Source organism: Mesorhizobium sp. WSM4840 (assembly GCF_055811755.1).
Genome location: NZ_JBVVQD010000027.1, coordinates 21,498 through 47,218, shown reverse-complemented (window position 1 = coordinate 47,218; position 25,721 = coordinate 21,498). Strand labels below are relative to the sequence as shown.

Annotated in this window: 26 protein-coding genes and 1 riboswitch; of the genes, 15 read left to right on the top strand and 11 right to left on the bottom strand. The window is 62.9% G+C overall.

Going from position 1 to position 25,721, the window contains the following annotated elements; translation table 11 throughout:
* Positions 1-181: 181 nt before the first annotated feature.
* A complete protein-coding gene (locus AC0L3I_RS28095) occupies positions 182-985 on the top strand; it encodes an alpha/beta hydrolase (protein ID WP_473529034.1) in 804 nt (267 codons plus the stop codon).
* A gap of 129 nt (positions 986-1,114) precedes the next feature.
* Here the strand turns inward: AC0L3I_RS28095 and AC0L3I_RS28090 are convergent, their stop codons facing one another.
* Positions 1,115-1,417 (bottom strand): BolA family protein, encoded by a 303-nt coding sequence (locus AC0L3I_RS28090; RefSeq protein ID WP_077372975.1) that lies wholly within the window; start codon positions 1,415-1,417, stop codon positions 1,115-1,117.
* A gap of 193 nt (positions 1,418-1,610) precedes the next feature.
* Between AC0L3I_RS28090 and AC0L3I_RS28085 the strand changes: the two genes are divergently transcribed.
* From AC0L3I_RS28085 to AC0L3I_RS28070, 4 genes are all read left to right on the top strand, one after another.
* Positions 1,611-2,240 carry a J domain-containing protein gene (locus tag AC0L3I_RS28085; RefSeq protein WP_036262308.1) on the top strand — a complete coding sequence of 210 codons (630 nt, stop codon included), beginning with the start codon at positions 1,611-1,613 and terminating at the stop codon, positions 2,238-2,240.
* A 122-nt stretch (positions 2,241-2,362) separates the two neighbouring features.
* Complete coding sequence (gene cobS / locus AC0L3I_RS28080) at positions 2,363-3,349, top strand: cobaltochelatase subunit CobS (RefSeq protein ID WP_258121816.1); 987 nt, start codon at positions 2,363-2,365, stop codon at positions 3,347-3,349.
* Between the two features lie 47 nt (positions 3,350-3,396).
* Complete coding sequence (gene cobT, locus AC0L3I_RS28075; RefSeq protein WP_473488101.1) at positions 3,397-5,298, top strand: cobaltochelatase subunit CobT; 1,902 nt, start codon at positions 3,397-3,399, stop codon at positions 5,296-5,298.
* Positions 5,295-6,326: an esterase-like activity of phytase family protein gene (locus AC0L3I_RS28070; protein WP_473488102.1), complete on the top strand. Its 1,032-nt coding sequence runs from the start codon at positions 5,295-5,297 to the stop codon at positions 6,324-6,326. The genes cobT and AC0L3I_RS28070 overlap by 4 nt, the downstream gene beginning before the upstream one ends.
* A 23-nt stretch (positions 6,327-6,349) precedes the next feature.
* Here the strand turns inward: AC0L3I_RS28070 and AC0L3I_RS28065 are convergent, their stop codons facing one another.
* The 3 genes from AC0L3I_RS28065 to rpmB form a co-directional block, all read right to left on the bottom strand.
* Positions 6,350-7,051, bottom strand: coding sequence for a spermidine synthase (locus tag AC0L3I_RS28065; RefSeq protein ID WP_473488103.1), 702 nt, complete (start codon positions 7,049-7,051; stop codon positions 6,350-6,352).
* Positions 7,052-7,134: 83 nt separating this feature from the next.
* Positions 7,135-7,815 (bottom strand): queuosine precursor transporter, encoded by a 681-nt coding sequence (locus AC0L3I_RS28060; RefSeq protein ID WP_473488104.1) that lies wholly within the window; start codon positions 7,813-7,815, stop codon positions 7,135-7,137.
* 81 nt (positions 7,816-7,896) lie between these two features.
* The gene (rpmB, locus tag AC0L3I_RS28055; RefSeq protein ID WP_023797188.1) at positions 7,897-8,193 is read right to left on the bottom strand and encodes a 50S ribosomal protein L28; all 297 of its coding nucleotides are present in this window, start codon (positions 8,191-8,193) and stop codon (positions 7,897-7,899) included.
* Positions 8,194-8,450: 257 nt separating this feature from the next.
* On the opposite strand from rpmB, the gene AC0L3I_RS28050 reads away from it, so the two are divergent.
* The 3 genes from AC0L3I_RS28050 to AC0L3I_RS28040 are packed head-to-tail and all read left to right on the top strand — an operon-like array spanning position 8,451 to position 10,823.
* The gene (locus AC0L3I_RS28050; RefSeq protein WP_473488105.1) at positions 8,451-9,239 is read left to right on the top strand and encodes a DUF3108 domain-containing protein; all 789 of its coding nucleotides are present in this window, start codon (positions 8,451-8,453) and stop codon (positions 9,237-9,239) included.
* 28 nt (positions 9,240-9,267) lie between these two features.
* Complete coding sequence (yddG, locus tag AC0L3I_RS28045) at positions 9,268-10,155, top strand: aromatic amino acid exporter YddG (RefSeq protein ID WP_473488106.1); 888 nt, start codon at positions 9,268-9,270, stop codon at positions 10,153-10,155.
* Complete coding sequence (locus AC0L3I_RS28040; protein WP_473488107.1) at positions 10,155-10,823, top strand: lysoplasmalogenase; 669 nt, start codon at positions 10,155-10,157, stop codon at positions 10,821-10,823. Before yddG ends, AC0L3I_RS28040 begins: the two co-directional genes overlap by 1 nt.
* A gap of 167 nt (positions 10,824-10,990) precedes the next feature.
* Here the strand turns inward: AC0L3I_RS28040 and AC0L3I_RS28035 are convergent, their stop codons facing one another.
* Complete coding sequence (locus AC0L3I_RS28035; RefSeq protein WP_473488108.1) at positions 10,991-11,419, bottom strand: cupin domain-containing protein; 429 nt, start codon at positions 11,417-11,419, stop codon at positions 10,991-10,993.
* A 22-nt stretch (positions 11,420-11,441) separates the two neighbouring features.
* Positions 11,442-12,209, bottom strand: coding sequence for a hydroxyacylglutathione hydrolase (gene gloB, locus AC0L3I_RS28030; protein ID WP_473529033.1), 768 nt, complete (start codon positions 12,207-12,209; stop codon positions 11,442-11,444).
* 218 nt (positions 12,210-12,427) lie between these two features.
* Here gloB and AC0L3I_RS28025 point away from each other — a divergent pair, with 218 nt between their 5' ends.
* The 3 genes from AC0L3I_RS28025 to AC0L3I_RS28015 all read left to right on the top strand — a co-directional run bounded on the left by AC0L3I_RS28025 (position 12,428) and on the right by AC0L3I_RS28015 (position 16,160).
* Positions 12,428-13,204 (top strand): class I SAM-dependent methyltransferase, encoded by a 777-nt coding sequence (locus AC0L3I_RS28025; protein ID WP_473488135.1) that lies wholly within the window; start codon positions 12,428-12,430, stop codon positions 13,202-13,204.
* A gap of 119 nt (positions 13,205-13,323) precedes the next feature.
* A complete protein-coding gene (locus AC0L3I_RS28020) occupies positions 13,324-15,150 on the top strand; it encodes an ABC transporter ATP-binding protein/permease (protein ID WP_473529032.1) in 1,827 nt (608 codons plus the stop codon).
* Positions 15,151-15,359: 209 nt separating this feature from the next.
* Positions 15,360-16,160, top strand: coding sequence for a DUF1194 domain-containing protein (locus AC0L3I_RS28015; protein WP_425294106.1), 801 nt, complete (start codon positions 15,360-15,362; stop codon positions 16,158-16,160).
* A gap of 79 nt (positions 16,161-16,239) precedes the next feature.
* Here the strand turns inward: AC0L3I_RS28015 and metW are convergent, their stop codons facing one another.
* Together metW and metX are read right to left on the bottom strand one after the other, a co-directional pair.
* Complete coding sequence (metW, locus tag AC0L3I_RS28010) at positions 16,240-16,854, bottom strand: methionine biosynthesis protein MetW (protein ID WP_023797197.1); 615 nt, start codon at positions 16,852-16,854, stop codon at positions 16,240-16,242.
* Between the two features lie 169 nt (positions 16,855-17,023).
* The gene (metX, locus tag AC0L3I_RS28005) at positions 17,024-18,193 is read right to left on the bottom strand and encodes a homoserine O-acetyltransferase MetX (RefSeq protein WP_473529031.1); all 1,170 of its coding nucleotides are present in this window, start codon (positions 18,191-18,193) and stop codon (positions 17,024-17,026) included.
* Positions 18,194-18,313: 120 nt separating this feature from the next.
* Positions 18,314-18,391: riboswitch (SAM riboswitch) on the bottom strand.
* A gap of 311 nt (positions 18,392-18,702) precedes the next feature.
* Here metX and hisC point away from each other — a divergent pair.
* Both hisC and AC0L3I_RS27995 read left to right on the top strand, forming a co-directional pair.
* Positions 18,703-19,812 carry a histidinol-phosphate transaminase gene (gene hisC, locus AC0L3I_RS28000; RefSeq protein WP_473529030.1) on the top strand — a complete coding sequence of 370 codons (1,110 nt, stop codon included), beginning with the start codon at positions 18,703-18,705 and terminating at the stop codon, positions 19,810-19,812.
* A 6-nt stretch (positions 19,813-19,818) separates the two neighbouring features.
* Positions 19,819-20,754, top strand: a complete 936-nt coding sequence (locus tag AC0L3I_RS27995) for a prephenate/arogenate dehydrogenase family protein (protein ID WP_473488113.1) — start codon at positions 19,819-19,821, stop codon at positions 20,752-20,754.
* Between the two features lie 99 nt (positions 20,755-20,853).
* Here AC0L3I_RS27995 and AC0L3I_RS27990 read toward each other — a convergent pair whose 3' ends face one another.
* The gene (locus AC0L3I_RS27990; RefSeq protein ID WP_473529029.1) at positions 20,854-21,777 is read right to left on the bottom strand and encodes a sugar kinase; all 924 of its coding nucleotides are present in this window, start codon (positions 21,775-21,777) and stop codon (positions 20,854-20,856) included.
* Positions 21,778-21,831: 54 nt separating this feature from the next.
* On the bottom strand, positions 21,832-22,830 hold the full coding sequence (locus AC0L3I_RS27985; protein ID WP_473529028.1) for a DUF2125 domain-containing protein: 999 nt from the start codon (positions 22,828-22,830) through the stop codon (positions 21,832-21,834).
* Between the two features lie 120 nt (positions 22,831-22,950).
* On the opposite strand from AC0L3I_RS27985, the gene AC0L3I_RS27980 reads away from it, so the two are divergent.
* Positions 22,951-23,496, top strand: coding sequence for a gamma-glutamylcyclotransferase (locus AC0L3I_RS27980; RefSeq protein WP_473529027.1), 546 nt, complete (start codon positions 22,951-22,953; stop codon positions 23,494-23,496).
* 85 nt (positions 23,497-23,581) lie between these two features.
* Here the strand turns inward: AC0L3I_RS27980 and AC0L3I_RS27975 are convergent, their stop codons facing one another.
* Positions 23,582-24,562, bottom strand: coding sequence for a quinone oxidoreductase family protein (locus tag AC0L3I_RS27975; protein ID WP_473529026.1), 981 nt, complete (start codon positions 24,560-24,562; stop codon positions 23,582-23,584).
* Between the two features lie 169 nt (positions 24,563-24,731).
* Between AC0L3I_RS27975 and AC0L3I_RS27970 the strand changes: the two genes are divergently transcribed.
* The gene (locus AC0L3I_RS27970) at positions 24,732-25,700 is read left to right on the top strand and encodes a GlxA family transcriptional regulator (RefSeq protein ID WP_473529025.1); all 969 of its coding nucleotides are present in this window, start codon (positions 24,732-24,734) and stop codon (positions 25,698-25,700) included.
* Positions 25,701-25,721 lie beyond the last annotated feature (21 nt).

Below are 25,721 nucleotides of genomic sequence, written 5' to 3'. Positions count from 1 at the left end.
TGAAAAGATTCACGCAACGCGCTTTAAATTCTTATTTTTATGCATGTCGTTGTCCCAAAACCGCTGCGCACTTTTGGGCGACACGCATTAGTTCTGGTAGGTTCTGTCCCGGCTAACCAATCCTTGACTGGACGCTCGCCGCGCCGGCGTGCACTTTCGACTGGGCTGTCTGGAGACGACGGTGATCGATCGGCGAACCCTGCTTTTGATGTCGATGGCTTTGTTGCCGGCCAGCGCTGCGGCGGCATCGCGCCGGCGCTCGCCGTCTCCGCAAACCTTCGACTACGGACCGGCCAGGCTCGACGTCTACTCGCGCGATGGCGCAAGCTCCCTGCCTGTGGTCCTTTTCATCCATGGCGGTGCCTGGCGGGCCGGCAATCGCACCAACGTCAACGTCAAGCCGGCCTTCCTGCTCGACAATGGCTTCTGCTTCGTCTCGATCGACTACCGAATGCTGCCTAAGGCCGATGTCGCCACCCAGGCCGACGATGTCGAGCAGGCATATCGCTATGTGCGCGCCGACATCGCCAGATATGGCGGCGATCCGAACCGGATAGCGGTGATGGGCCATTCGGCCGGCAGCCATCTCGCCGCACTGACCGGGCTGCGCGGCGGTCTGCCCGGCGTCGCGGCGCTGGTTCTGAACGATACCAGGGCCTATGATCTGGAGGCGCTTGCGAGGAACGGCGGCATGACACCGGCCTATGCCCGGGCCTTTCCCGACCCGGCGCAGTGGCGCGCACTGTCGCCTGCCACCCATGTCGGGAGCCGCAAACATCCGCCGACCTTCATCGCCTATTCGCGCGCAGCGGGTCGTGCGGCAGTCTCACGGGCCTTCGCCGAGCGCCTGCGGGCGACCGGAACGGAGGTGACACTGTTCGACGGCACCGCCTATTCGCACATGTCGATCAATCGCGATTTCGGCGACGAAGGCGACGCCTTGACGCGTGCGGTGATGATTTTCCTGAAGGCAGCGCTCGGATAGAGCGGTTCATCGTTTCACGGAAACGCCGAACCGCTCTATCTCTTTGTTTTTGCGCAATTCCCTAGGGAAAGCGCTATGCGCTTTTCCCGGGAAAACCGTTTCACACTTTTCCTGGAATTGTTCTAATGCCTACCACCTGGTCTTTTCGTCCGGCGCGGCCGGCTCGATCGCCAGCGCATGGACACCAGCCTTCAATTCGTCGGCCAGCAATGCGTTGACCGCGCGGTGGCGCTCGATGCGGCTCATGCCGGCAAAGGCCGAGGAGACGATGCGGACGCGGAAGTGCGTCTCACCGGTGCCGTCATAGGTACCGTGATGATCGGAGTCCTGATGGTGATGGCCGGCATGGAGATGGCTTTCGTTGATAATGACCAGCCGCTCCGGCGAGAACGCCTTCTTCAACTTGCCTTCCATCGTTGACTGTATGGACATTCGTACTTCCCTTCACCACATATGGCTGGCGCATGACCCCAGAAAATCGGTGCCCTTTGCGCGTCCAGAAGGACGCGCGGTGCCGCCTCCGCGACAAAATTCGCCGATCGCCCGCTTTATGCCGCGATTCAGCGGTTAGGGCGATCATCGCGAAAATGTCAATTCTTGTTTCGCACCGGCGAACAGCCCATAAATGGGTGAGATGAAACCGTATCCCAAATATTTCGAGAAAATCCGCATCCGCCCGGAGAAGGATGCGGAGCTGAAGTCGCGCTCGCCGATCTGCCAGTGGGACGGGTGCAAGGAGGCTGGCACCCATCGCGCGCCGGTCGGGCGCATGAAAGAGGGCGAATATTTTCAGTTCTGCTTCGATCATGTGCGCGAGTACAACAAGGGCTTCAATTATTTCTCCGGTGTCCCCGATACCGAGATCGCCCGCTTCCAGAAGGAAGCGATGACCGGCCACCGGCCGACATGGAAGATGGGCGTCAACGGTGCCTCGACGCGCTCCTCGCCCGATTTCGCCCAGCAGCGTTCCGGCCGCGCCGGCTACTACAACCGCATGCGCGATCCGTTCGACCTGTTCAAAGGTCCGAAGGATCCGCGCGAAGCCCGCGAGCGCAAGGCCAAGCCGCTTGAGGCCAAGGCGCTGGAAACGCTTGGCCTTGATACAAAGGCGACTGGCAAGGACATCAAGGCGCGGTATAAGGAACTGGTGAAACGCCACCATCCGGATGCGAATGGCGGCGACAGAGGTTCGGAAGACCGGTTCCGCGATGTGCTCCAGGCCTATCGCGTGCTCAAGCAGGCAGGATTGTGCTGAGCGACCTTACGGTTCGTGTCGTTTTCAAACTTTCATAAGGTTGGAAAAGGCTTTAAGACCGCCCCCGGACAAAATCGATTGCCGGCGAAATCAGGCGTTTCGCCCGTGGAGACGTTGATACGATGAACAAGGTCGATCGCGACATCGCCAACCTGCCCGACACCACTGTGCCGGTGAAGGAGAAATTTGGCTTCGAGTCCAAGATGGTGGTGCCGGCCTATTCGGTGACGAGCGAGCATGTGCCCGACATCGACCCGGACTACCTGTTCGACAAGAACACGACGATGGCGATCCTCGCCGGCTTTGCCTACAACCGTCGCGTCATGGTGTCGGGCTACCACGGCACCGGCAAGTCGACGCATATCGAGCAGGTCGCCGCCCGCCTCAACTGGCCTATGGTGCGCGTCAATCTCGACAGTCATGTCAGCCGCATCGACCTCGTCGGCAAAGACGCCATCGTCGTCAAGGAAGGGCTGCAGATCACCGAATTCCGCGACGGCATCCTGCCCTGGGCCTACCAGCACAATGTCGCGCTGTGCTTCGACGAGTACGATGCCGGCCGTCCGGACGTGATGTTCGTCATTCAGCGCGTGCTGGAATCGTCCGGCCGGCTGACGCTGCTCGACCAAAGCCGGGTCATCCGCCCGCATCCGGCGTTCCGGCTGTTTTCGACCGCCAACACCGTCGGTCTCGGTGATACCACCGGCCTCTATCACGGCACCCAGCAGATCAACCAGGCGCAGATGGACCGCTGGTCGATCGTCACCACGCTGAACTATCTGCCGCACGACAACGAGGTGAATATCGTGCTGGCCAAGGCCAAGCACTATCGCGACGGCAAGGGCAAGGAGATCGTCAACAAGATGGTGCGTGTCGCCGACATGACGCGCTCGGCCTTCATCAATGGTGACCTGTCGACTGTCATGAGCCCGCGCACTGTCATCACCTGGGCCGAGAATGCCGAGATCTTCGGCGATATCGGCATGGCGTTCAGGCTGACCTTCCTCAACAAATGCGACGAGCTGGAACGCTCGCTGGTCGCCGAGTTCTACCAGCGCGCCTTCGGCCAGGACCTGCCGGAGAGCGCAGCGAACGTGGTGCTGGGCTAAGCATGGCTCGATTCCGATTTTCGGGGTCATGCTCCAAGGAATGATCGATGGCGGGTCCGGGCGACAACACGCGCAACAAGTCGAAGACGGGTTCTGAAGCCGACAGCTTCAAGCGCGCCGTCACCGTCTGCATGCGCGCGATTGCCGGCGACAAGGACCTCGAAGTCGGTTTCGCCAAGGATCGGCCGGCGCTCGCCGGCAGCCGCGCCCGGCTGCCTGAACTGCCGAAGAAAGCGTCCAAGGCCGACATCGCCATCACCCGCGGGCTAGGCGATTCCATGGCGTTGAAGCGCGCCTGCCACGACACGCGCATCCACACCAGGCTGGCGCCGGAGGGCAAACAGGCCCGCGCCATTTACGATGCGGTCGAGCAGGCTCGCGTCGAGGCGATCGGCTCCCGCGCCATGCAGGGCGTCGCCGACAACATCGGCTCGATGCTCGAGGACAAATACGCCAGGGCCAACCTCATCGACGTCAAGGACAAGGCCGATGCGCCGATCGAGGAAGCGCTGGCCCTGATGGTCCGCGAAAAGCTGACCGGCCGCGCCGTACCGAAGAGCGGCGAGCGGCTGGTCGACCTCTGGCGCCCGTGGGTCGAGGAGAAGGCAAGTGCCGATCTCGACGGGCTGTCGGCAAAGCTCGACGACCAGCAGGCTTTCGCCCGCGTCGTGCGCGAGATGCTGGCTTCCATGGAAATGGCCGAGGAACTCGGCGACGACCAGGAGACCGAAGACGCCGAGGACAATGACGAAAACCAGCCGCAAGGCGAGGACCAGAGCGAGGAGGGCGGCGAGGACGATTCCGGCTCCGAGCAGTCGCAGTCCGACGATACCGAGGCGTCGTCCGACGACGAGCAATCGGCCGAGACGGAGGCATCCGATGCCACCGCCGACGACCTGTCCGATGATGACGACGCCGATGCCGAGACACCCGGCGAGGCGCGCCGCAACGACAATCCCTTCACCAATCTGTCGAAGGAGATCGACTACAAGATCTTCACCACCGCCTTCGACGAAACGGTGGGTGCGGAGGACCTGTGCGAGGAAGAGGAATTAGATCGGCTGCGCGCCTTCCTTGACAAGCAGCTTGCCAACCTGTCGGGCGTTGTCGGCCGGCTGGCCAACCGGCTGCAGCGCCGCCTGATGGCGCAGCAGAACCGGTCCTGGGATTTCGACCTCGAAGAGGGTTATCTCGATCCGGCGCGGCTGGTGCGCGTCGTCATCGACCCGATGCAGCCGCTGTCCTTCAAGCAGGAACGTGACACCAAATTCCGCGACACGGTGGTGACGCTGGTGCTCGACAATTCGGGCTCGATGCGCGGCCGGCCGATCACTGTCGCCGCTACCTGCGCCGACATTCTGGCGCGCACGCTGGAGCGCTGCGGCGTTTCGGTCGAGATTCTCGGCTTCACCACCCGCGCCTGGAAGGGCGGGCAGGCACGCGAGAAATGGCTGAAGGAAGGCAAGCCGCCGAATCCCGGCCGGCTCAACGATCTGCGCCACATCATCTACAAATCCGCCGACCATCCGTGGCGGCGGGCGCGCCGCAATCTCGGCCTGATGATGCGCGAGGGCCTGCTCAAGGAAAACATTGACGGCGAGGCGCTGCTTTGGGCGCACAACCGCTTAATCGCCCGGCCGGAGCAGCGCAAGATCCTGATGATGATCTCAGACGGCGCACCGGTCGACGATTCGACGCTGTCGGTCAATCCGGGCAACTATCTCGAACGGCATCTGCGCGCGGTGATCGAACTGATCGAGACGCGCTCGCCGGTCGAGCTTTTGGCCATCGGCATCGGCCACGACGTTACCCGCTATTATCGCCGCGCCGTCACCATCGTCGATGCCGAGGAACTGGCCGGCGCCATGACCGAGCAACTGGCCTCGCTGTTTGGCGAGGAAAGTGCGCGGGACGCGCGAAGCGGCGGCGGCATACGGCGCGCCGGATGATTTTTTCGCGGGGCGGCTTTCGGCAGACGCTTTTCGCCGCCACAGCGCTTTTCGTTGCCGGCATCGCCCTGTCGCCTTGCATCGCCGCCGGCACCGCTTCGGTCGAGCCGATCGAAATCTCGGCACGGCCGATAGACCGGTTTCACATCGGCCGTGACGAGAAGCGGTTCGGCCCGCTCGAATTCGTCGGCGGGCTGGAAATGACCTCGCCGTCACGCGATTTCGGCGCGCTGTCGGCGTTTCGCTTCCTCAAGCCCGGCAGTGATTTTATCGGCGTCGCCGACACCGGTTTCTGGTTCTTCGGCACGGTTACCCATGATGCCGACAAGCGCCCGTCCGGCATTCGGAATTTCCGCATGCAGCAGATGGCCGACGAGGCGGGCCATGTGATCGATGAGAAATGGCAGGTCGACGCCGAAGGGCTTGCGGTCAAGGACGGCATTGCCACAGTCGGCTTCGAGCGCGATCACCGCATTGCACAGTTCAAGATCGAACCGGGCGACATGAAGCCGCCGTTCAGGCAGCTCGACTTCCTGGTTCCTGCCTGGGAGCTCCGACGGAATCGTGGCTTTGAGACCATCACCCACGCCAATCCTCACGGGCAGCACGAAGGCGGCCTGGTCGTGGTCTCGGAAAAGAGCCTCGACAAATCAGGCAACATCTATGCGGCTGTTATCGAAGGGCCGCACAAAGGCGTTTTCACCGTTAAGCGCAACGGCGATTTCGATATCACCGACGGCGCCTTCCTGCCGGACGGCGACCTCTTGCTTTTGGAGCGCAGCTATTCGATGGCCCGCGGCGTCAAGATCCGGCTGCGGCGCATCTATGGCGAGAGCGTTGAGAAGGGCGCCGTTGCCGACGGGCCGGTGCTGATGGAAGCCGACATGAGCTACCAGATCGACAACATGGAAGGGCTAGACGTCTGGACCCGCGACGACGGCGCGCTGATGGTGTCGCTGATCTCCGACGACAACCACTCGATGCTGCAGCGCAATCTCTACCTGGAATTTGTGCTGCACGAGGATTGAGAGGCGGTCGGCAAGGGACGGCTCTACAGCTTCGCGCCGGTTGCCGCAGGCCGGGGTCCGTTGGTCGCGATCCAGATGACGTGGCGCGCGCCGCGCTTGCCATTGGCGCGGACCTTGACTTCCTCGACCGCGAAGCCTGCCTGCTTGAGCCTGCGGGCAAAGCCGCTGTCGGGTCCCTGTGACCAGACCGCCAGAACGCCGCCGGGCTTGAGCGCTGCTCTCGCGCTGATCAGCCCGGCTATACTGTAGAGAGCATCGTTGGCCTGGTGGACGATCCCTTCCGGACCGTTGTCGACGTCGAGCAGGATGGCATCCCAGGCCGAGGCTTCCGATCGTATGAGCTGCCCGACATCCATTTCGCGAACAGTCACGCGCGGATCGTCGAGACAGCCGCCGAACACCGCCGCCATCGGGCGGCGCGCCCACGCCACGACGGCGGGCACCAACTCGGCGACAACGATACCGGCATCGGTGCCAAGCTCGGCAAGGGCGGCGCGCAGCGTAAAACCCATGCCCAGTCCACCGATCAGGATTTTGGCTTGCCGGCGGCCGGCAATCCTTTGGCAGGATAGCCTCGCCAGCGCTTCCTCGGAGCCGCTGAGGCGGCTGTTCATCAGCTCGTTCGAGCCGAGCATGATCGAGAATTCGGCGCCGCGTTGTTTCAGGCGAAGCTCGTGGTCGCCGTCAGGCGTTTGCGCGGTATCGAGCTGGACCCATGGGATCATGCTCGAGAACCTGTGAGCATGATCTTTTCCGAACCGAAGGTCAGCGATAGCAAAAACCGGTTCCCACTTTCAGGGATCATGCTCTATGCCGCCAGTGCCGGCTGGCTCCAGCGGGCGGCAAGCAGCCGGTAGGGGATCAGCGCCACCACGGCGATGATCAGCTTCACGCCGAGGTCGCCGAGCGCCCATGACACCCAGCGCATGGCCTCGACCGGCAGCACGCCCATCAGCGGCGCTGTTTCGAGCGCGAAGCCATCGTTCGGGCCAGCGAAGGCGAAAGCCGCGGAAAAAGCGACGGTGAAGAACACGGCGGTGTCGAATACCGAGCCGACCAGCGTGCCGACGATCGGCGCCCGCCACCAGCTCTGCCGGCGCAGCCGGTTGAACACGGTCACGTCGAGCAATTGCGCGATCAGGAACGCGGTGCCGGAAGCCGCCGCAATGCGCACCAGCCGGTCGGCGGCCGTTTCGAACTCGATCAGACCGTAGCGGAACAGCAAGGGCGGGATGACGACCGAGCAGATCACCGCCGCCGTGAAGCCGACAAACACGATCCGGCGCGCCACGGCCGGACCGTAACGGCGGTTGGCAAGGTCGGTGACCAGGAAGGAGAACGGATAGGTGAAGGCGCCCCAGGTCAGAATGTCGGCCAGCGACAAGCCGCCGATCGCACCTTGCAGCGGGAACTGCACGAGGATGTTCGACGCCACCACGACAAGCGCCATGGCCGCAACAAAGGGCAGATATCGGGAGAAAAAACTCATTTTTTTATCCTGGGTAATGGAACCAGCGGGGTGTCATGCCGAGTTCGGACGACACTCCTTGGAAGGCGGTTGCCTGAAAAATTAAGCGGCCGGCTGTTCGGCAAGCTTCTTGGCGATCTGCTTCTTCAGCAGGCGCGCGCGCTGCGACAGCTCCTTGGCGTCGGCCTTGGCCAGGAACGCATCAAGGCCGCCGCGGTGCTCGACCGAACGCAGCGCGTTGGCCGAAATGCGCAGGCGCACATTCTGGTTCAGCGCTTCCGAGATCAGCGTCACATTGACGAGATTGGGCAGGAAGCGACGCTTGCTCTTGTTATTGGCGTGGCTCACATTGTTGCCGGACATGACTGCCTTGGCAGTGAGTTCGCAGGTGCGGGACATGGTTCTAAACCTTCAGTTCTCGGTCTGGCCAAACATTCGACCCGCGCCGGGTGGCGCGCGGTTTCGGTCAGGCGGCCTTATGGAAAAAGTTGGCGTTCCATAGTTGCATTTCGCCGATGCGTCAAGCTCCGGCTTGCGCGCGGGTGTGACGACGCCTTTCACATAAAGGCCGGAATTCAGCCTATAAGCGGTCGCACAAGGAGATACTAGGCCGGAGTTGTCCGCTTCCGCTGAAAAATCGAGGATCAATCCCCGCCATGCTTCGTTCGTCTCATGCTCTCCTTGCCTCGCTTGCCGTCGCGCTGCCGACGGCAGCGTCTGCTGCCACGCCACAATCCTTCAAGGGCGAGTATACGGTGTCGATCCTCGGCCTCTCGGTGGCAAAGGCAACCTTTTCCAGCAGTTACGAAGGCGATACCTATTCGATCGACGGCAGCGTCTCCAGCGCCGGCCTAGCCACAATCTTCGACGACACACGTGGCACGATCTCGTCAAAGGGCAAGATTTCGGGCAAGCAATTGCAGCCGCAAGCGTTCCACGCCGACTACAAGTCGGGCGAGAAGGCGTCGATGATCGATATCCAGTTCGCCAATGGCGCCGTTATCGCGACGAAGGTCGTGCCTGCGCCGAAGAAGCGCAATCCCAAGAATTGGATACCGCTGGGCGCCGGCCATCTCGCATCGGTGCTTGATCCGATGGCCGCCACCGTCATCCATGCCGATAGCCTCGACAAGGTCTGCGGGCGCACGGTGAAACTCTATGACGGCGAGATGCGTGCCAATCTGACGCTGACCTACGAGTCGAAAGGCTCGACCTCGGTGCGCGGCTACGAGGGCGATACCGTCACTTGCAGGCTGGGTTTTGAGCCAGTGGCGGGTTACCGCAAGAACCGCAAAGCTTTGAAGTACCTGAAGGATCGCAGCCGCATCATGGTGACGTTTGCACCGGTCGGCCAAACCGGCGTATATGCGCCGATCCACGCCACGGTCGGTACGAAAATCGGCACCCTCACCGTCAGCGCGGAGCGGTTCGAAGCGACAGAATAGGCGCGATCGCGCGCCGCCGGAGACGGACATGGGGCGCGCAACACTGATCGGCTTCTCGGCGATCGCCATGTGGGCGCTGCTGGCGCTGCTTACGGACGCCTCCGGCGCGGTGCCGCCGTTCCTGCTTTCGGCGATCACCTTCACGATCGGCACCGGCGTCGGGCTCGTCGCGCGGCTGTTCACGCCGGCCACCGACAGCAGCGAGAAGATACCGCCGCAAGTGTGGCTGATCGGCATTGCCGGCCTGTTCGGCTATCACTTCTTCTACTTCACCGCGCTGCGCAACGCGCCGGCGGTGGAGGCGAGCCTCATCGCCTATCTGTGGCCGCTGCTGATCGTGCTCGGATCGGCGCTGATGCCGGGCGAGCGGCTGGCCTGGAACCATGTCGTCGGCGCGCTGCTCGGCCTTGCCGGCACTGTCCTGATCGTCACCAAGGGTGGCGGGCTTGCCTTCGACGCACGCTATGCCTTCGGCTATGCAATGGCCGGCGTCTGCGCCGTGCTGTGGTCGTACTATTCGCTGTTGTCGCGCCGCTTTCCGTCGGTGCCGACCAGCATCGTCACCTGGTTCTGTGCGGCTACGGCAGCGCTTTCGCTTGTCTGCCATCTCATGCTGGAACAGACGGTGCTGCCTGTCGGCGCCGGCCAGTGGCTGGCCGTGCTCGGCCTCGGCCTGATGCCGGTGGGCGCGGCCTTCTACGCCTGGGATATCGGCGTCAAGCGCGGCAACATCCAGGTGCTGGGCGCGGCGAGCTATGCCGCGCCGCTGCTGTCGACGCTGGTGCTGATATCAGCCGGTTTCGCCGAGCCGTCTCTGCGGATACTCGCCGCCTGCGTGCTGATAACCGGCGGGGCAGCCCTTGCGGCGAAATCGCTGTTCTTGCGCAAGAGGGCTGCGAGCGAGGCAGAGGCGTGATGCCGTTTCCCGGCGGCATCGACGCCAACGCCAATGCGACGCTGCTGTTTTCGCTGGTGGCGGCGGTGATCTACGTCTTCACCATCGACATGCCGCCGACGCTTGCGCGTTCTGCGGTCAAGACGCTCGCCGTGGCAATGCTTGGCGTGCTGGCATCGCTGCAGGGCGGTCCGTGGCTGCTCGTAGCGGCGCTGACGCTCAGCGCCATCGGCGACGCGTTGCTGTCACGCGAGGGTGAAAAGGCTTTTCTCGGCGGGCTGGCCAGTTTTCTCGTTGCGCATGGGCTTTACATCGCGCTGTTCCTGCGCTTCGGCGACGGGGTCGGGCTGCTCTCGGCCGAGCCGTGGCGCGCGGCGATTGCTGTGGCAATGGCCGTGTTCGCGCTCGCCATGCTTTTTGCGCTCTGGCGCCGTGTCGGCCCTGCCTTGCGCCTTCCGGTCGGCGTCTATATCGCGGCAATCCTCGCCATGGCGATTTCAGCCCTCACCCTGAGCAATTTCTGGATCATCTGCGGCGCCGCGCTGTTCATGGCGTCCGACGGGCTGCTCGCCTCGGAAAAGTTCCTGCTGAGCGCCATCTCGCCGCACCGCGCCTGGACGCGCCACGCGGTCTGGATGCTGTATTACGCCGCCCAGCTGGCGATCACGATGGGTTTCCTGCTGGGTTAGGGAGGTCGATATTCAAGTGATGCGGGCCTGCAAACGGGGGTTTTCCTGCGCTTCCCGTACTCATATTCCCAAACGTTACGCCCCGTTCCGGTTCTCGGAATCCACCTGTTTGGTCGCTTCGCATCCGTCTTCGACTCCGGCTCGGCCTGACCTGAATCTCGACATAGCTAGGGCGTTCCCGGCTGCCAGCCCGGTGCTGCCAGTTCGAAGGCGGCGAAATCGAAGCCTGGCGCCACGGTGCAGCCGACCAGCGTCCACTCGCCCAGGCTGCGTGCCGATTGCCACCAGCCTGCCGGCACGACGATCTGCGGCCGCTCGCCCGCCGCCAATGCCGTGCCGAGCACCTGCTCGATCACCGGTCCGTTTTCCCGGTGCATCGACAGCTCCAGCGAAGCGCCGGCGTAAAAGTGCCAGACCTCGGCCGCGTCCTTGACGCGGTGCCAGGCCGACACTTGCTCCTGCTCCAAAAGGAAATAGATCGCGGTCGAATGCCCGCGCGCGCCCTCCGCGCCATCGCGGAAGGTCTCGGCATACCAGCCGCCTTCCGGATGCGGTTTCAGGCCGAGCGTTGCGATGATTTCGGCGGAACTGGTCACGATTTCCAGTACGTCATGGTGCTCAGAAGTTGTCCTTGCGCTTGCGAATTTCGGCGAACACTTCGGCGTCGGAGGCTTTCTCCATGCCGAGATGCTTGCGGATTGCCGGGTCGTGCCAGCGCAGGAACGGATTGGTCGACAGTTCCTCGCCGATCGTGGTCGGCAGCGTCGGCTTGCCGTCGGCGCGCAGCGCCTCGATTTTCGCAGCGCGCTCCTTCAATGCCGAATTGGTCGGGTCGACGGTCAGCGCGAAGCGGGCGTTGGAGAGCGTGTATTCATGGCCGCAATAAACGACCGTCTCGGCCGGAAGTGCCGCGAGCTTTTTCAACGAATCGTACATCACCGGCGGCTTGCACTCGAACAGCCGGCCGCAGCCGAGCGCGAACAGCGTGTCGGCGGTGAACGCCACTTTCGATGCAGGCAGATGATAGGAGACATGGCCTGCCGTGTGGCCGGGCGTGGCGATCACGTCGATCCTCTCGTCGCCGAGGTGGATGACCGAACCTTGCTCGACGGTTTCGTCGATGCCGGGGATTTTTGCCTTTTCCGCTTCCGGTCCGACAATGCGCAGCTTGAACCGCTCCTTCAGCGCCAGATTGGCCTCGACATGGTCGACATGGTGATGGGTGGTCAGGATCATCGTCGGCGTCCAGCCGGTACGCTCGATCGCGGCCAGGATCGGCGCCTCCTCGGGCGCGTCGATGATCGCGGTCTGGCCGCTTTTCGGGTCATGCACCAGCACACCGAAATTGTCGCTGCGGCACATGAACTGTTCGATTTCAACCGGCATGGCGTCTCTCCACTAGTGCGCCGTGCGCCCAGTTGGACGCACAAAGGACGCTCTAACACTTTTTATCTGCTGCATCGTGCTTTCCGAAATCGAAACCGATTTCGGGCCGATGCAGTAGTCGCCGCAGACATAGGGCGCTTGCCCGCGGATGTCATCCGCGTTTGTAGAACTTGGCGCCTTTGTTGAACTTGGACAGCATCGAAGATACCGTCCCGCGCATGCATTCCGATATCGTCGACCTTCGCTCCTTCTATTCGACCACGCTCGGGCGATTGGCAGAACGCTCGATCACCATGGCGTTGTCCTCGATATGGGCTGTCGTGCCCAATGAGCGGCTGGTCGGCCTTGGTTACACCTTGCCGTGGCTGGAGCGGTTCGGCACCGACGCCGAGCGCGTCTTTGCCTTCATGCCGGCAACGCAAGGCGCGGTGGTCTGGCCGGCTACGGGGCCGACCGCGACCGCACTGGTCTTCGATGAGGAATTGCCGCTGGTCGATGCCTCCATCGACCGCATGCTGCTCGTCCATTCACTCGAACATGCCGAGAACCCGCGCGAGACGCTGAACGAAATCTGGCGGGTGCTGTCGCCCGCCGGCCGCGTCGTCATCGTCGTGCCCAACCGGCGCGGTGTCTGGGCCCGTTTCGAGCATACGCCGTTCGGCAGCGGCCGGCCGTTTTCGCGCGGCCAGCTCACCGAATTGCTGCGCGAAGCAAACTTCACGCCCGCGGCCTGGTCCGACGCCCTGTTCTTCCCGCCATCGCGGCGACGCTTCATGATGCAGTTCCACAATGTGCTGGAGCGCGCCGGCCGCAGGTTCTGGCCGATCTTTTCCGGCGTCATCGTGGTCGAGGCGCAGAAGCGGCTCTATCAGGGCGTGCCGGTCGTCCAGCGCGCCTCTCGCCGCGTCTTCGTGCCGGTTTTCTCGCCGCATGGCGCCACAAGGCTCGGCCGGATATCGCCGACCGGGAACGCAACATTGCCGGGCCGTCGATGACATGTTCGTGATCGGAATCGCAGTTTTTCTCACCTATCTGTCGAGGGCGGGTTAGGTACCCGATTGAGTCGACATGTTCATCGGTTCCAGCACCGCTTCCGAATTCAAGGACTTCACCAATGGCTGATTATCCGGATGTCGAAGCCAGCGCCAAGCCGGTTGCCGCGTCGATCGAAACCAGCAGCCTGCGTGACCAATTGGCGACCATCAAGCTGGCGCTGGGGACCTCGCCGATCCGCAAACACCTGCTCTGGGCCTGCGTCGGCATAGTCGCCGTCATTGTGGCAACCTCGATCGGGCAGGTTCTGCTCAATCGCTGGAACGAGCCCTTCTACGATGCGCTGGCTCGGCGCGACATGCAGGGCTTCCTGCACCAGCTTCTGGTCTTTGCCGCCATCGCCGGCGGGCTCGTGGTGCTCAATGTCGGCCAGACCTGGCTCGACCAGATGATCCGGCTGAAGCTGCGCGAGGCGTTGACCCTCGATCTGATCGGTGAATGGATGCGGCCGGCCCGCGCCTTCCGGCTCGCCAACGCCGGCGCCATCGGCGTCAACCCTGACCAGCGCCTGCAGCAGGATGCCGGGCATCTCTCCGATCTTTCCACCGGTCTCGGCATAGGGCTGTTGCAGTCGTTCATTCTGCTTGTTTCGTTCGTCGGCGTCCTATGGTCGCTGTCTTCGGGCTTCGTCTTCCATATCGGCGGCTATTCGCTGGCCATTCCGGGCTACATGGTGTGGGCCGCGATCCTCTATGCCGGCACGGCCTCCTGGCTGAGCTGGCTGGTCGGACGGCCGCTCATCCGCTTCAACAGCGACCGCTATACGCGTGAAGCGGAGCTGCGCTCCTCGGTTGTCCGCGTCAACGAGAATGTCGATGCCATCGCGCTTGCGCACGGCGAGGCCGACGCGAGACGACGGCTCGAGCTCGACCTCGGCACGGTGCTGGGCGCGATGCGGCGCATCTACAGCGCCCAGATCAATCTTTCCTGGGTGACCGATACCTATGGCTGGATCACTGTCGTCGCGCCGATCCTCGTCGCCTCGCCGGTCTATTTTGCCGGCGATATCAGCTTCGGCGGGCTGATGATGGCAGTCGGCGCCTTCAACCAGGTGCATGCCTCGTTGCGCTGGTTCATCAACAATATCGGCGGTATCGCCGATTGGCGCGCCACGCTGATGCGCGTCGCCGATTTCCGCATCGCGCTCGTTGAAACGGATGTGCTGCACGATAGCGAAGAACGCATCACGATCGGCGAAAACCCGAATGGCAGGCTGACATTCGAGAACCTCGAGGTCGCGTCGCGGGATGGATGTACGAAGCTCGCCGAGCCCCATATCGAAATCCGCGCCGGCGAGCGCGTCATGATCACCGGAGATCCGCGCGCCGGCAAGACGCTGTTCTTTCGCGCCATTGCCGGTCTGTGGCCGTGGGGAAGCGGGCGGATCGGCATGCCGGCCGGAGAGGTGCCCGCCTTCGTTCCCCGAAAACCCTATTTCCCGCTCGGCACGCTGCGCGAAGTGCTCGACCACGCCGATGCGGCGGTTAGCGACGCCGAGATCTCGGCGGTGCTTGCCGAGGTCGGTCTCGGGCGTCTGTCGTCCTCGCTCGACCGCTCGGCGCGGTGGGAGCGCGAATTGAGCGATGACGAGCAGCGCCTGCTTGCCTTTGCCCGGCTGGTCTTGCGGCAGCCGAAATGGGTGATCATCGACGAGGCCTTGGACACGTTCGACGGCGCGACGCTGAGGCGGGTGCTGTCGATGCTGGAGGCGCGTCTGGCCGACGCCGCAATCCTCAACATCGGCCGAGGCCAGCAGAACATTGAATTCTTTCCACGCTCATTGGCGATCGTGAAAGACATCGAGCGACCGGCTCTCAAGCCAGTCCGTGTCAGGGCCGGCGCGATCGAACCACCCCCGGCCGTCACCGCAGCCTACCAAGAGACGTAGCCGGCCATACGCCGGCAAGCTTTATTTCGCCGTGATCGCAGCGAAAGATTGCCGGTATCGTTCGGAAGTCTGCGGCGTTGGACCCATGCTTGACGCGCTTAAAGCGCGTCCCGGTGAAGAGATTCAAGAGATTCATGCGACACGCTTTAAGCCTCTGTTTCTATTCATGTCGTTACCCCAAAGCCGCTGCGCACTTTTGGGCGACATGCATTAGCCTGCTTGCCTGCCTTGCCTGCGCTCAGGCAGCACCACTGGCCGCGCCCGCCGATGCCATTGCAGTGGACGTCGAACTGGTGCTGGCGGTCGACATTTCGCACTCGATGGACGAAAAGGAATTCGCGCTGCAGCGCGCCGGCTATGTCGAGGCGCTGCGCCACCCCGACTTCATCAATGCGGTGCGTTCGGGCGTGACCGGCCGCATTGCGCTGGCCTATTTCGAATGGGCAGGCACCGTCCGCGACGATGCGGTCATTGCCTGGCAGGTCATCGACAATGCTGAGAGCGCTAACGCTTTCGCCGACAAGATCGAGGCGCGCCCGTTCAGGAGCTTTCGCGGCACCTCGATTTCCGGTGCGCTCGCCTTCGGCGCCAAGCTTTTGGATGGAGCCGCTTTCGACGCGACGCGCAGCGTCATCGACATTTCAGGCGATGGCCCCAACAATACCGGGATGCCCGTCACCACGACACGCGACGCCGCGGTGGCAAAGGACATCGTCGTCAACGGCCTGCCGATCCTGATCAGCCCGTCGCCCAGCTTTAGCCATCTCGACCGGTACTATGCCGAGTGCGTTACCGGCGGGCCAGGTTCCTTCGTGCTGCCGGTCTATGCCGCTTCCGAATTCGTGACCGCCATACGCCGCAAGCTGGTCCTGGAGGTCAGCGGTGTTGCCGGTCCCAGGGCCGCTCCCGCGACACTCCGGGTCGATGCGGCAACGCCGGTCGACTGTTTGCAAGGCGAGCGCGGCCGCCAGTTTTTCTCCGATCCGTATTTTCCGGAGCTTGATCGCTAGCTAGACTTGGTCGATGAATGGCGAACAGTCGCAGATGGTCTCCGGACTCTTGCCGGCCGCGCGCCATATGCGACGGCCGTTATCGCTTCAGCAGGAACACAGCTTGCTGGCCAAAGAAATTCCAGAACCACCAAGGCATCGACAGGCCGATTTTCTGGCCATTGGCGTCGAGCGCGGTTGCCTTTTCTACCGTTGCGCCGAGCTCTTCGCAGAGATTGACGAAGTCGCGGATGGTGCAGAAATGGATGTTGGGCGTGTCGTACCAGGAATAGGGCAGGTCCTTGGTCACCGGCATCCGCCCTTCGACGAACAGCGAAAGGCGCACCCGCCAGTGGCCGAAATTGGGGAAGGAGACGATGGCGTGCTTGCCGATCCTAAGCAACTCGTCGAGCACCAGCTTCGGGTTGCGGGTCGCCTGCAAGGTCTGCGACAGGACGACGAAATCAAAACCCTTGTCGGGATAGAATTTGAGGTCCTTGTCGGCGTCGCCCTGGATGACGGACAGGCCGCGCGCCACGCATTCGTTGACGCCGCGCTGCGACAGTTCCATCCCGCGGCCGTCGACCTGCTTCGTCGCCTGCAGCAATTCGAGCAGCAGGCCATCACCGGAGCCGACATCCAGCACCCGCGACTGCGGCGGGATGAGATCGGCGACGACTTCGAGGTCGACGCGCTGGGCGTGGTTGACACTCATGATCGTGGCTTTTGCTTGGCGCATGACCTTGATCCGAAAAGTCTGCAACTTTTCGGGGCCATGCGCTGCCTGGCACATGATCCCGGTCCGAAAAATCTGCAACTTTTCGGGGTCATGCGCTGATGCATGGCGAAAGATGCCGGTCCGGAAAGCCTGCAATCTTCAGGGATCATGCGCTGAGCCCCCTGGCGCGCGCCGCCGAGGCGATGAAGCCGTTGATGGCAGCAAACAGCTCCGGCTCGTCGAGCAGGAAGGCGTCGTGGCCGCGATCGGTCTCGATCTCGACGAAGGATACCGAGGCGCCGGCCGCGTTCAGCGCGTGAACGACCGAGCGGCTCTCCTCGGTCGGGAACAGCCAGTCGCTGGTGAAGGAGACCAGGCAGAAACGGGTTCTGGTGCCGGCAAAGGCGTCGGCCAGCCGGCCGCCATGATCGGCGGCGAGGTCGAAATAGTCCATCGCCCGGGTCATGTAGAGATAGGAGTTGGCGTCGAAGCGGTCGACGAAGGTCATGCCCTGATGGCGCAGATAGCTCTCAATCTGGAAGTCGGCGTCGAAACCGAAGGTGAGCGCTTCACGGTCCTGCAGGTTGCGGCCAAACTTCCGGTGCAGGGCCGCCTCCGACAGATAAGTGATGTGAGCGGCCATGCGCGCCACAGCCAGTCCCTTTTCCGGGCGCTTTCCCTGCTCGAAATATTTGCCGCCATGCCAGTCCGGATCGGCCATCACCGCTTGCCGGCCGACCTCATGGAAGGCGATGTTCTGCGAGGAATGGCGCGCGCCAGTGGCGATCGGCAGCGCTGAGAAAACGCGCTCCGGATAGCTCGACGCCCATTGCAGCACCTGCATGCCGCCCATCGAGCCGCCGAGCACCGAGAACAGTTTTTCGATGCCGAAATGATCGACCAGCATCAACTGCGCCCGCACCATGTCGCGGATGGTGATGATCGGCAGGTCGAGCCCGTAGGGCTTGCCGGTGGCTGGATTGGTCGAGGCGGGGCCGGTCGAGCCGAGGCAGCCGCCGATGACGTTTGAGCAGATGACGAAGAAGCGGCTGCTGTCGATGATCTTGCCGGGGCCAATCAGCACTTCCCACCAGCCCGGCTTGCCGGTCACTGGATTGGTGCTGGCGACATGCTGGTCGCCGGTCAGTGCATGGCAGACGAGGATGGCGTTGGAGCGGGCGTCGTTGAGGGTGCCGTAAGTCTTGTAGGCGATCTGGAACGGTGACAGCAGCGTGCCGGCATCGAGCTTGAGCGGCTTGTCGGCACCGAAACGCAACACCGGGCTCGATGGCTCGTCGGCCTCGTTGTTGGTTCTTTTAGTGCGCAGCGCGACCATCGCATCCTCTTACATTAACCCATCGCGCTTTCCGAAAGTCGATTCCGATTTTCGGGTCGATGCGACTGTCCGGCCGGCTACGGACAACAAAAAAACCGACATCGCCTTCGCAAAGCCGGTTACAGGATGCAAACGGCCCTTTAGCGAGTTGTTTAACGTGGCTGCAAGCCGACCGGCCAAATCACCACGGGATTTCGCCTTTCTTCTAGGACCGGAGCGTCTCGGCGTCAACGGCCAGTCGTTCACCCATGCCAGTCGCTCACCCATGATCGCCGCCTCTCGACATTCCAGGCCACGGCTTGTATTTCCGCTGCGGCTTCTAGTGTGGCGAATCCGAAATTCGCATCGCGTTGGAGCAGCGCAGTGGGCGAATTTCGGATTCGCCACACTAGCAACCAATGAATTCTAGTGTGCTGGATTTGAAGTTCCTGAGCGCTGTTGCCACCAAAATGGCAGGAACTTCAAATCCACCACACTAGGTGGAAGCGTTCTCGACGGATTTTTGCAATATGAACCAGGCATCGGATCAGGCACGTCCAACGCCCCGCGCGGGGATCATGGACATCGAAGCCTATGTGCCGGGCAAAAGCACGGCGCCGGCCGGCGTTGCCAAGGTCCACAAATTGTCGTCGAACGAGAACCCGCTCGGCCCCTCGCCGAAGGCGATAGAAGCCGCGCGCGACGTCGCGGCCAAACTCGACATATATCCCGACGGCACCGCCAGGCGCCTGCGGGAGGCGATCGCTGAGGTGCATGGCCTCAACCCGGCGAACATCGTCTGTTCCAATGGTTCCGACGAGATTCTCGGCCTGCTTGCGCAGACCTATCTCGCGCCCGGCCATGAAGCTGTGATCACCGAACACGGCTTCATGGTCTACAAGATCTACATCCAGTCGGCAGGTGCTGTCCCGGTGTCGGTCAAGGAAACCAATGAGCGCGCCGACGTCGATGCGATCCTCGCTGCGGTGACGCCGCGTACCAGGATCATCTTCCTCGCCAATCCCAACAACCCGACCGGCACCTATTTGCCGTTCCAGGAGGTGCGCCGCCTGCATGCCAGCCTGCCTCGAAACGCGCTTCTGGTGCTGGATGCAGCCTATGCCGAATATGTCCGCCGCAATGATTATGAAGCCGGCGTCGAGCTGGTGGCTGGCGCGGAAAACGTGGTTATGACCCGCACCTTCTCCAAGCTCGGCCTCGGCGGTGCGCGGATCGGCTGGATGTACGCGCCGATGCATATCATCGACGCGATCAACCGCGTGCGAGGTCCCTTCAACGTCAACGCGACGGCGATCGAGGCCGGCATTGCCGCGATCCGCGACCGCGCCCATGTCGAGCGCAGCGTGGCTCATAACGACACTTGGCTGCGATGGGTGAGCGAGGAGTTGACCAAGCTCGGACTGCGGGTGACGCCGAGCGTCGGCAATTTCGTCCTCATCCACTTTCCCGAGGACAAAAAACATTCGGCGGCGGCTGCGGACGATTACCTCTGTGCGCGCGGCTATATATTGCGGCGCGTTTCCGGCTACGGCTTCCCCAATGCACTGCGCATGAGCATCGGCACCGAAGAGGCCAATCGCGGCGTTGTCGCCGCCCTCGCGACATTTCTGAAAAGCTAGAAGACCATGACATCACCGATGTTCGAAAAGATCGCGCTGGTCGGCATCGGCCTGATCGGCTCGTCGCTGGCCCGCGTAATCCATCGCGAAGGCCTTGCCGGTCACGTCGCCATCTCGACGCGCAGCGAAACGACCCTGGCGCGGGCGCGGGAACTCGGCCTCGGCTCCTCCTACGCGATGGACGCGAAAGAGGCGGTCGGCGATGCCGACCTGGTGATCGTTTCGGTGCCGGTCGGCTCTTCAGGCGAGGTCGCCGAGGAAATCGCACCGGCGCTGAAGCAGGGCGCCATCCTCACCGATGTCGGCTCGACCAAGGCGTCGGTCATCGCGCAGATGCAGCCGCATGTGCCTGCTGGCGTGCATTTCATTCCCGGCCACCCGCTGGCCGGCACTGAAAAATCGGGCCCGGACGCCGGCTTTGCCGAACTGTTCGAAAACCGCTGGTGCATCTTCACGCCGTTGCCCGGCACCGATCCGGCCGCCTTGGAAAAGCTCTCGGAATTCTGGCGCCGTTGCGGCTCCAACATCGACACGATGGATCCCCAGCATCACGACATGACGCTGGCCATCGTCTCGCACCTGCCGCACATCATCGCCTATAACATCGTCGGCACCGCCGACGATCTGGAGTCGGTGACCAAGTCCGAGGTGATCAAATATTCGGCCTCCGGCTTTCGCGACTTCACTCGCCTGGCCGCGTCCGACCCGACGATGTGGCGGGACGTCTGCCTGCACAACAAGGACGCCATCCTCGAAATGCTGGCGCGGTTCTCGGAAGATCTGGCCTCGCTGCAGCGGGCGATCCGCTGGGGCGACGGCGAAAAACTTTTCGACCTGTTCACCCGCACCCGCGCCGTCCGCCGCTCGATCATCGAGGCCGGTCAGGACATCGACGTACCGGACTTTGGCCGGCAGGCAGTCGAGCACCCGGCCAAGGGATAGAGCATCGGACCCAAAGTGGGTACTGGTTTTGGGAAAATCCGATGCTCAAACAAAAAGATAGAGCAGCGGTACGATTCGATTTGAAGGCCCGCCGCTGTCTCAGGCCGGCCAGTGAGCCGCCATCATCGCCAGTGTCTCGGCCCTGTCCGGCGCGCCCAGCCTGCCGCCGAAGCGCAGGCATTTGAGCGCGGCGGCGGCGCTGGCAAAGCGCAATGTCCGTTCGATCGGCATCGCCTCCGCCAACCCGACGGCAAAGGCGCCGTGAAACACGTCGCCGGCGGCAAGCGTATCCACTGCCTTGATCCTTGGCGCTGCGACATGGCGCACGGACCCAGCCGAGCGGTCGAACCACCAGCTTCCCGCCGCGCCGCCGGTCACCGCGACAAACGCATCGGTGCGTCTGCCCAGCGCTTCACAGGCCTTTTGCGGACCTCGTTCCTCGCCGCCGAGGATGAACGCCGCCGGCTCCGACGCGACGATGTGCGAGGCCAGCGGAAACAGCCGTTCCAGCACGTCCCGTGGCGCGGTGTCGGCGTCCAGTATGGCCGGACGGCCGATTTCGCGCGCCGCCGCCATGGCCAGAGCTGCTGCGCCCGGCCAGCGCACATCGACCAGGATGGCGTCGAATGCGGTGAGATCTTGAATGGGGAGCGCCCCGGGGTCGGCCTGGGCGAGTTGGTCATAGAATGGAACGATGATGCGCTCGCCATGCGTGTCGACCAAGATGGCCGACAGTGCCGACCGCGCGCCGCCGACGCGCCGGACAAAGCTGCAATCGACGCCTTCGGCCTCGATCCCGGCGACCAGCTGATCGCCGACGAGGTCGTCTCCTGCGCTCGCCCATAGCGATACGTCCGCGCCGAGGCGGCGTGCGGCGCAGGCCGCGCTCGAAGCCATGCCCGAGGCGATCTGGACGCCGTCGGACGCGATGAACTTGCCCTGACGTGCCGGAAGCGTGTCGACGCGAAGGATGGTATCGAGCGTCAGCGCGCCAACACTCAGGAGCTTCACCGGGCTGTTCATCTATCTTCCTGTTTCATCATGATCTTCTCCGAACTGGAGGTTCGCAATCATGGTCTAATCGACCGGCTTGATCCTGCCCAGCGGGATAAAACCCAGCGAGGCCTTGCCCTTGACGACCTTGAGGGGCATCGACGGTTCGTTGCCAAGCATCGCCAGCCCGGCAAAGCCGGTTTTGATCTGGCTCTTTTGCTCGGGAATGGCCTTGCCGAGGATTGCCGCCACCGCCTTCGGATCGCTGAGCTTGATCATCAGGTCGGCGTCGATCAGCCCGTCGGCATCGACCGACACCGGTCCGGAAACGGTGACGCGCGCGGTCCCCGACGACAGATCGAGCTTGCCGATATCCATCGCCTGGCCGCGCAGGCTCTCTGTTTGTGTCTTGATCAGCGCCACGCCGTTCTTCAGCGTCACGTCGCCACTGCCGTCGAGCGGCGGCAGCACGCGGCCATCGATCGCCCCTGGTTCGATTTCGAGATTGGTGAAACTCCCGGAATAGTCGATGTCCTGGCCGTTCGGACGCAGTTGTCCGGCCGCTGTCCCGGCGCTGAACAGCTCGACCGGGTCTGTGCCATCCGCCGGATCGGTTTGGGCTGACAGGCCCTCGGCCTCCAGTGAAACGCGCCGGGGCAGGGGCCAGGACAGTTTGACGGTCGCTCGCAGATTATCCCAGTCGATCCACAGCGGCGCCATCCCCGGCACGGAGGTCCTGAGCGGCCCCCGCAGGTCGGCGCCAGGCGACAGGATCTGGGTGATATGCGTGACGGCGTTGAGGCTGCCGAGCGAGGCTGCGACGTTCCTGTTGTCGTCCTGATAAGCCAGGCTGTCGCAGGAGATGGCGAAGCTCAAGGGATAGCCGCTGACCGTGAGATTGGCGCAATCCGCCTCGATGCCATTGCCGTTGAGCTCGGCCACCGCTCTGTCGGCTTCGCTCTTGACCTTGTCCGCCAGGTAGAACCAGCCGGCGCTGTAGAGGCCGAACAGCACAAGGATGAAAGCGCCAAGCCAGAAGAGGCGGCGGCGAAAATTCGGCGGACGCTCGTCACTTGACGTCATGCTGCGGCTCTCGCTAGCGCGTGTTGCACAGGGGACTGTCGTTTCCGGCAACATCAGGTAGACGGAGACGGACTGAAAAAACACCGATTCCAGTGCGGTGCTGCAACCAGGCTTGGCGATATGGGCGATTTTTGGGTTTTTGGCTACGGTTCGCTGATCTGGCGGCCGGGATTTGCGCATGTCGAGACGCGGCGCGCCCGCCTCCACGGCTACCGCCGGTCGCTGTGCGTCTACTCCTTCGTGCATCGCGGCACGCGCGAACGGCCCGGCCTGGTGCTCGGCCTCGACCGTGGCGGCTCCTGCATTGGGCTGGCTTTCCGCGTCCCCGGTGATCTGCGCAACGAGGTCATCACCTATCTGCGCGAGCGCGAGTTGGTCACCAATGTCTATCGCGAGCGCATGCTTAGCATTCGCCTCGACAATGACGCTACGAACGGCGAGACGGATGGGGGCGAGACGGTCTCGGCCGTCGCCTATGTCGTCGATCGTGCCCACGAGCAATATGCCGGCGCGCTCGATGCTGCCGATGCGGCGACAGTCGTTCGCGGTGCGGTCGGCCAGTCGGGAAGGAACGAGGACTACGTGCTCAGCACGCTGGAGCACCTCGAAGCGCTGGGCATCCGCGACCACTGGCTGGAAGAGGTGGCGAAACGGATCGGGTCGTGATCTTCTTTCGTTGTTTGACCATGATCTCGAAAACCGGTTCCCACTTTTTGCGTCGCAACCCTTCGGTTCGGGATGATGGTCCGGGTTACATCCTGAAAATCTGCTTTCCGAGATCGGCGCGATCCAGGCTGTTTGTCACGGCGAGCTCGAACTCCGCCAGCGGATGGATGCCGCCGACAGGAACATGGAAATCGGGTTGGCCGAAGATGTCGACAATTTCGCGCAACACTGGCCGGTCGGCTTCGACAGGCGGCGAAAAGAAGTAGCGGTAGATATTTGCCCTGATCTCGAGGCCGCTCAGCAGCACGTCGAAATTGTGCAGTTCGAAACGCTCGGTGCTCATGCCGCCATTGATAACCATCTGCCCGCCCATCGCCAGGGTGCGGATCAACTCGCCAGTGACGGGTCCGCCGACATTATCGATGATCCCGTTCAGCTTGGCGCCGTCGGTCATGTCCATGACTGCTTCCCTGATGCCGACCTTCAAACCCGACAGATCGAGGATGGCGGTGGCACCAAGCCGCTTCAGGTCCAGCCTGTCGCGCGATCGTCGCACGAGCGCAATCACGTTGATGCCGCGCCGTTGGGCGAACTGCATCACCATCGTCGAAACCGATGAATAGCCGGCCGTGACGGCCAGCCACTGTCCAGGCTGCACACGGGAATCCGCCAGCAGGTCCCAGGCGGTGATGGGGTTCACCATCTGCCCGGCGCGTTCGACCGGATAGCCGGCGGGCAGCGGGATCAGCCAAGCGACCGGGACGGCCGCATATTCTGCCCAGCTGTTGTAGTAGCTGAATGCGACAAGCGTGCCCGGTTTCAAGGCGACGTTCGCACCCACGGCCTCAACGATACCGGCGCCATGGTTTCCGGCGATCTGGTGGGGGAAATGCGGCTTCTTCGGTTCGGGATAGAGGTTCTGGATGAACAGAAAGTCGCCAGGGTTGATCGAGGCGGAGACCATCCTGAGCAGCACCTCACCGTCGCCGATTCGCGGCATGGGCACGTCGCCGAGATAGAGCACGTCCTGCGGCGAGCCGATTGCGTCGAATACAACTGCTTTCATGGTGGTCTCCAATAACGGGCGATCTGGCCATGCAATCTGGACGCGGCCAGATCGCAGGCACCGGTGTTTGCATCGGCGTCGCGGAACCTAAGGCCGCTGGCAAAAATCGGAATTGGCAGATTTGACAATCTATGTGCTAAACTTGCCATAGTTGTTCAAAGGAGCCATCTTGGACAGTCGTCCCGTCCACGCCGTGATCTGGCTGCCGTCGACCTTCTATTCGGCCGTCGCCGCGACGCTTGTCGAAATGTTCGAGTTGGTGAATACCATTCGCGGCGCGCCGGCGATTTCCTTCGAATTCGTGGCACGGCAGGCCGACGCCACGACGACGCCTGGCATTTCCTTTCACACCCGACGCGAACCCTCGCAGCGTATGGACCTGCTGGTCCTGCTGGCCATGCCCGGTATGCAAATCCCGGAGCTTGTTGCCGCGCTGGAGGAAGAGAGCCGCCACGCCGCGCCGCTTATCGCAAGTGCGCAACGAGACGGCGCCATCATCGCCGCGCATTGCGGGGCCGGTTACTTCCTGGCAGACGCCGGTCTTCTCGACCGAAAGCGCGCGACGATCTCCTGGTGGCTGAAGACCGATGCCCAGCGTCGCTTTCCGAAGGTGCGTTGGGACGCTTCACGTGTGCTGATCGGGGACGGACGGATCTACACTTGCGGCGGCGGTTTTTCAGGCCTGGAGCTCGGCAAGGCGCTTCTGCGGGATCTTGGCTTCGCCAGGGAGGAGCGCCTGGTTCGCAAATTGCTGGTGCTGCCGCCGTCGCGGCAGATCCAGACACCCTACGAGTTTCCGCTTACCGATCTGCTGCCTTCGCAAGAGCCGTTCCGCGGCCGGCTCGAAACTTTGTCCAGAAAACAGCTCGGAGCGCTCGACCTTGCCTTCCTTGGTGCGCAACTCGGTCTGTCGCCGCGAACGCTTGCGCGCCGGTTTTCCGATGAATTGCACACCACTCCCGGCCGATGGATCCAAGACCGGCGCCTTGAGGCCGCGAAAACACTTCTTGAAAGCACCAAACTCGGTATTTCGGAAATATGTTACCTGGTCGGATACCGGGACACGGCCTCATTCAGCCGACTTTTCAACCGCGTGGTCGGACTGCCGCCTGGTGAATACCGGCGCCAGAGCCAGTAGACATCGGCTGGAACCTCGAAC

Coding starts and splice junctions, on each gene's coding strand:
- AC0L3I_RS28090 (WP_077372975.1), bottom strand. CDS start 1,417: ATGTCCATACAGTCAACGATGGAAGGCAAGTTGAAGAAGGCGTTCTCG.
- AC0L3I_RS28085 (WP_036262308.1), top strand. CDS start 1,611: ATGGGTGAGATGAAACCGTATCCCAAATATTTCGAGAAAATCCGCATC.
- cobS (WP_258121816.1), top strand. CDS start 2,363: ATGAACAAGGTCGATCGCGACATCGCCAACCTGCCCGACACCACTGTG.
- cobT (WP_473488101.1), top strand. CDS start 3,397: ATGGCGGGTCCGGGCGACAACACGCGCAACAAGTCGAAGACGGGTTCT.
- AC0L3I_RS28070 (WP_473488102.1), top strand. CDS start 5,295: ATGATTTTTTCGCGGGGCGGCTTTCGGCAGACGCTTTTCGCCGCCACA.
- AC0L3I_RS28065 (WP_473488103.1), bottom strand. CDS start 7,051: ATGATCCCATGGGTCCAGCTCGATACCGCGCAAACGCCTGACGGCGAC.
- AC0L3I_RS28060 (WP_473488104.1), bottom strand. CDS start 7,815: ATGAGTTTTTTCTCCCGATATCTGCCCTTTGTTGCGGCCATGGCGCTT.
- rpmB (WP_023797188.1), bottom strand. CDS start 8,193: ATGTCCCGCACCTGCGAACTCACTGCCAAGGCAGTCATGTCCGGCAAC.
- AC0L3I_RS28050 (WP_473488105.1), top strand. CDS start 8,451: ATGCTTCGTTCGTCTCATGCTCTCCTTGCCTCGCTTGCCGTCGCGCTG.
- yddG (WP_473488106.1), top strand. CDS start 9,268: ATGGGGCGCGCAACACTGATCGGCTTCTCGGCGATCGCCATGTGGGCG.
- AC0L3I_RS28040 (WP_473488107.1), top strand. CDS start 10,155: ATGCCGTTTCCCGGCGGCATCGACGCCAACGCCAATGCGACGCTGCTG.
- gloB (WP_473529033.1), bottom strand. CDS start 12,209: ATGCCGGTTGAAATCGAACAGTTCATGTGCCGCAGCGACAATTTCGGT.
- AC0L3I_RS28025 (WP_473488135.1), top strand. CDS start 12,428: ATGCATTCCGATATCGTCGACCTTCGCTCCTTCTATTCGACCACGCTC.
- AC0L3I_RS28020 (WP_473529032.1), top strand. CDS start 13,324: ATGGCTGATTATCCGGATGTCGAAGCCAGCGCCAAGCCGGTTGCCGCG.
- metW (WP_023797197.1), bottom strand. CDS start 16,854: ATGAGTGTCAACCACGCCCAGCGCGTCGACCTCGAAGTCGTCGCCGAT.
- metX (WP_473529031.1), bottom strand. CDS start 18,193: ATGGTCGCGCTGCGCACTAAAAGAACCAACAACGAGGCCGACGAGCCA.
- hisC (WP_473529030.1), top strand. CDS start 18,703: ATGAACCAGGCATCGGATCAGGCACGTCCAACGCCCCGCGCGGGGATC.
- AC0L3I_RS27995 (WP_473488113.1), top strand. CDS start 19,819: ATGACATCACCGATGTTCGAAAAGATCGCGCTGGTCGGCATCGGCCTG.
- AC0L3I_RS27990 (WP_473529029.1), bottom strand. CDS start 21,777: ATGAACAGCCCGGTGAAGCTCCTGAGTGTTGGCGCGCTGACGCTCGAT.
- AC0L3I_RS27985 (WP_473529028.1), bottom strand. CDS start 22,830: ATGACGTCAAGTGACGAGCGTCCGCCGAATTTTCGCCGCCGCCTCTTC.
- AC0L3I_RS27980 (WP_473529027.1), top strand. CDS start 22,951: ATGGGCGATTTTTGGGTTTTTGGCTACGGTTCGCTGATCTGGCGGCCG.
- AC0L3I_RS27975 (WP_473529026.1), bottom strand. CDS start 24,562: ATGAAAGCAGTTGTATTCGACGCAATCGGCTCGCCGCAGGACGTGCTC.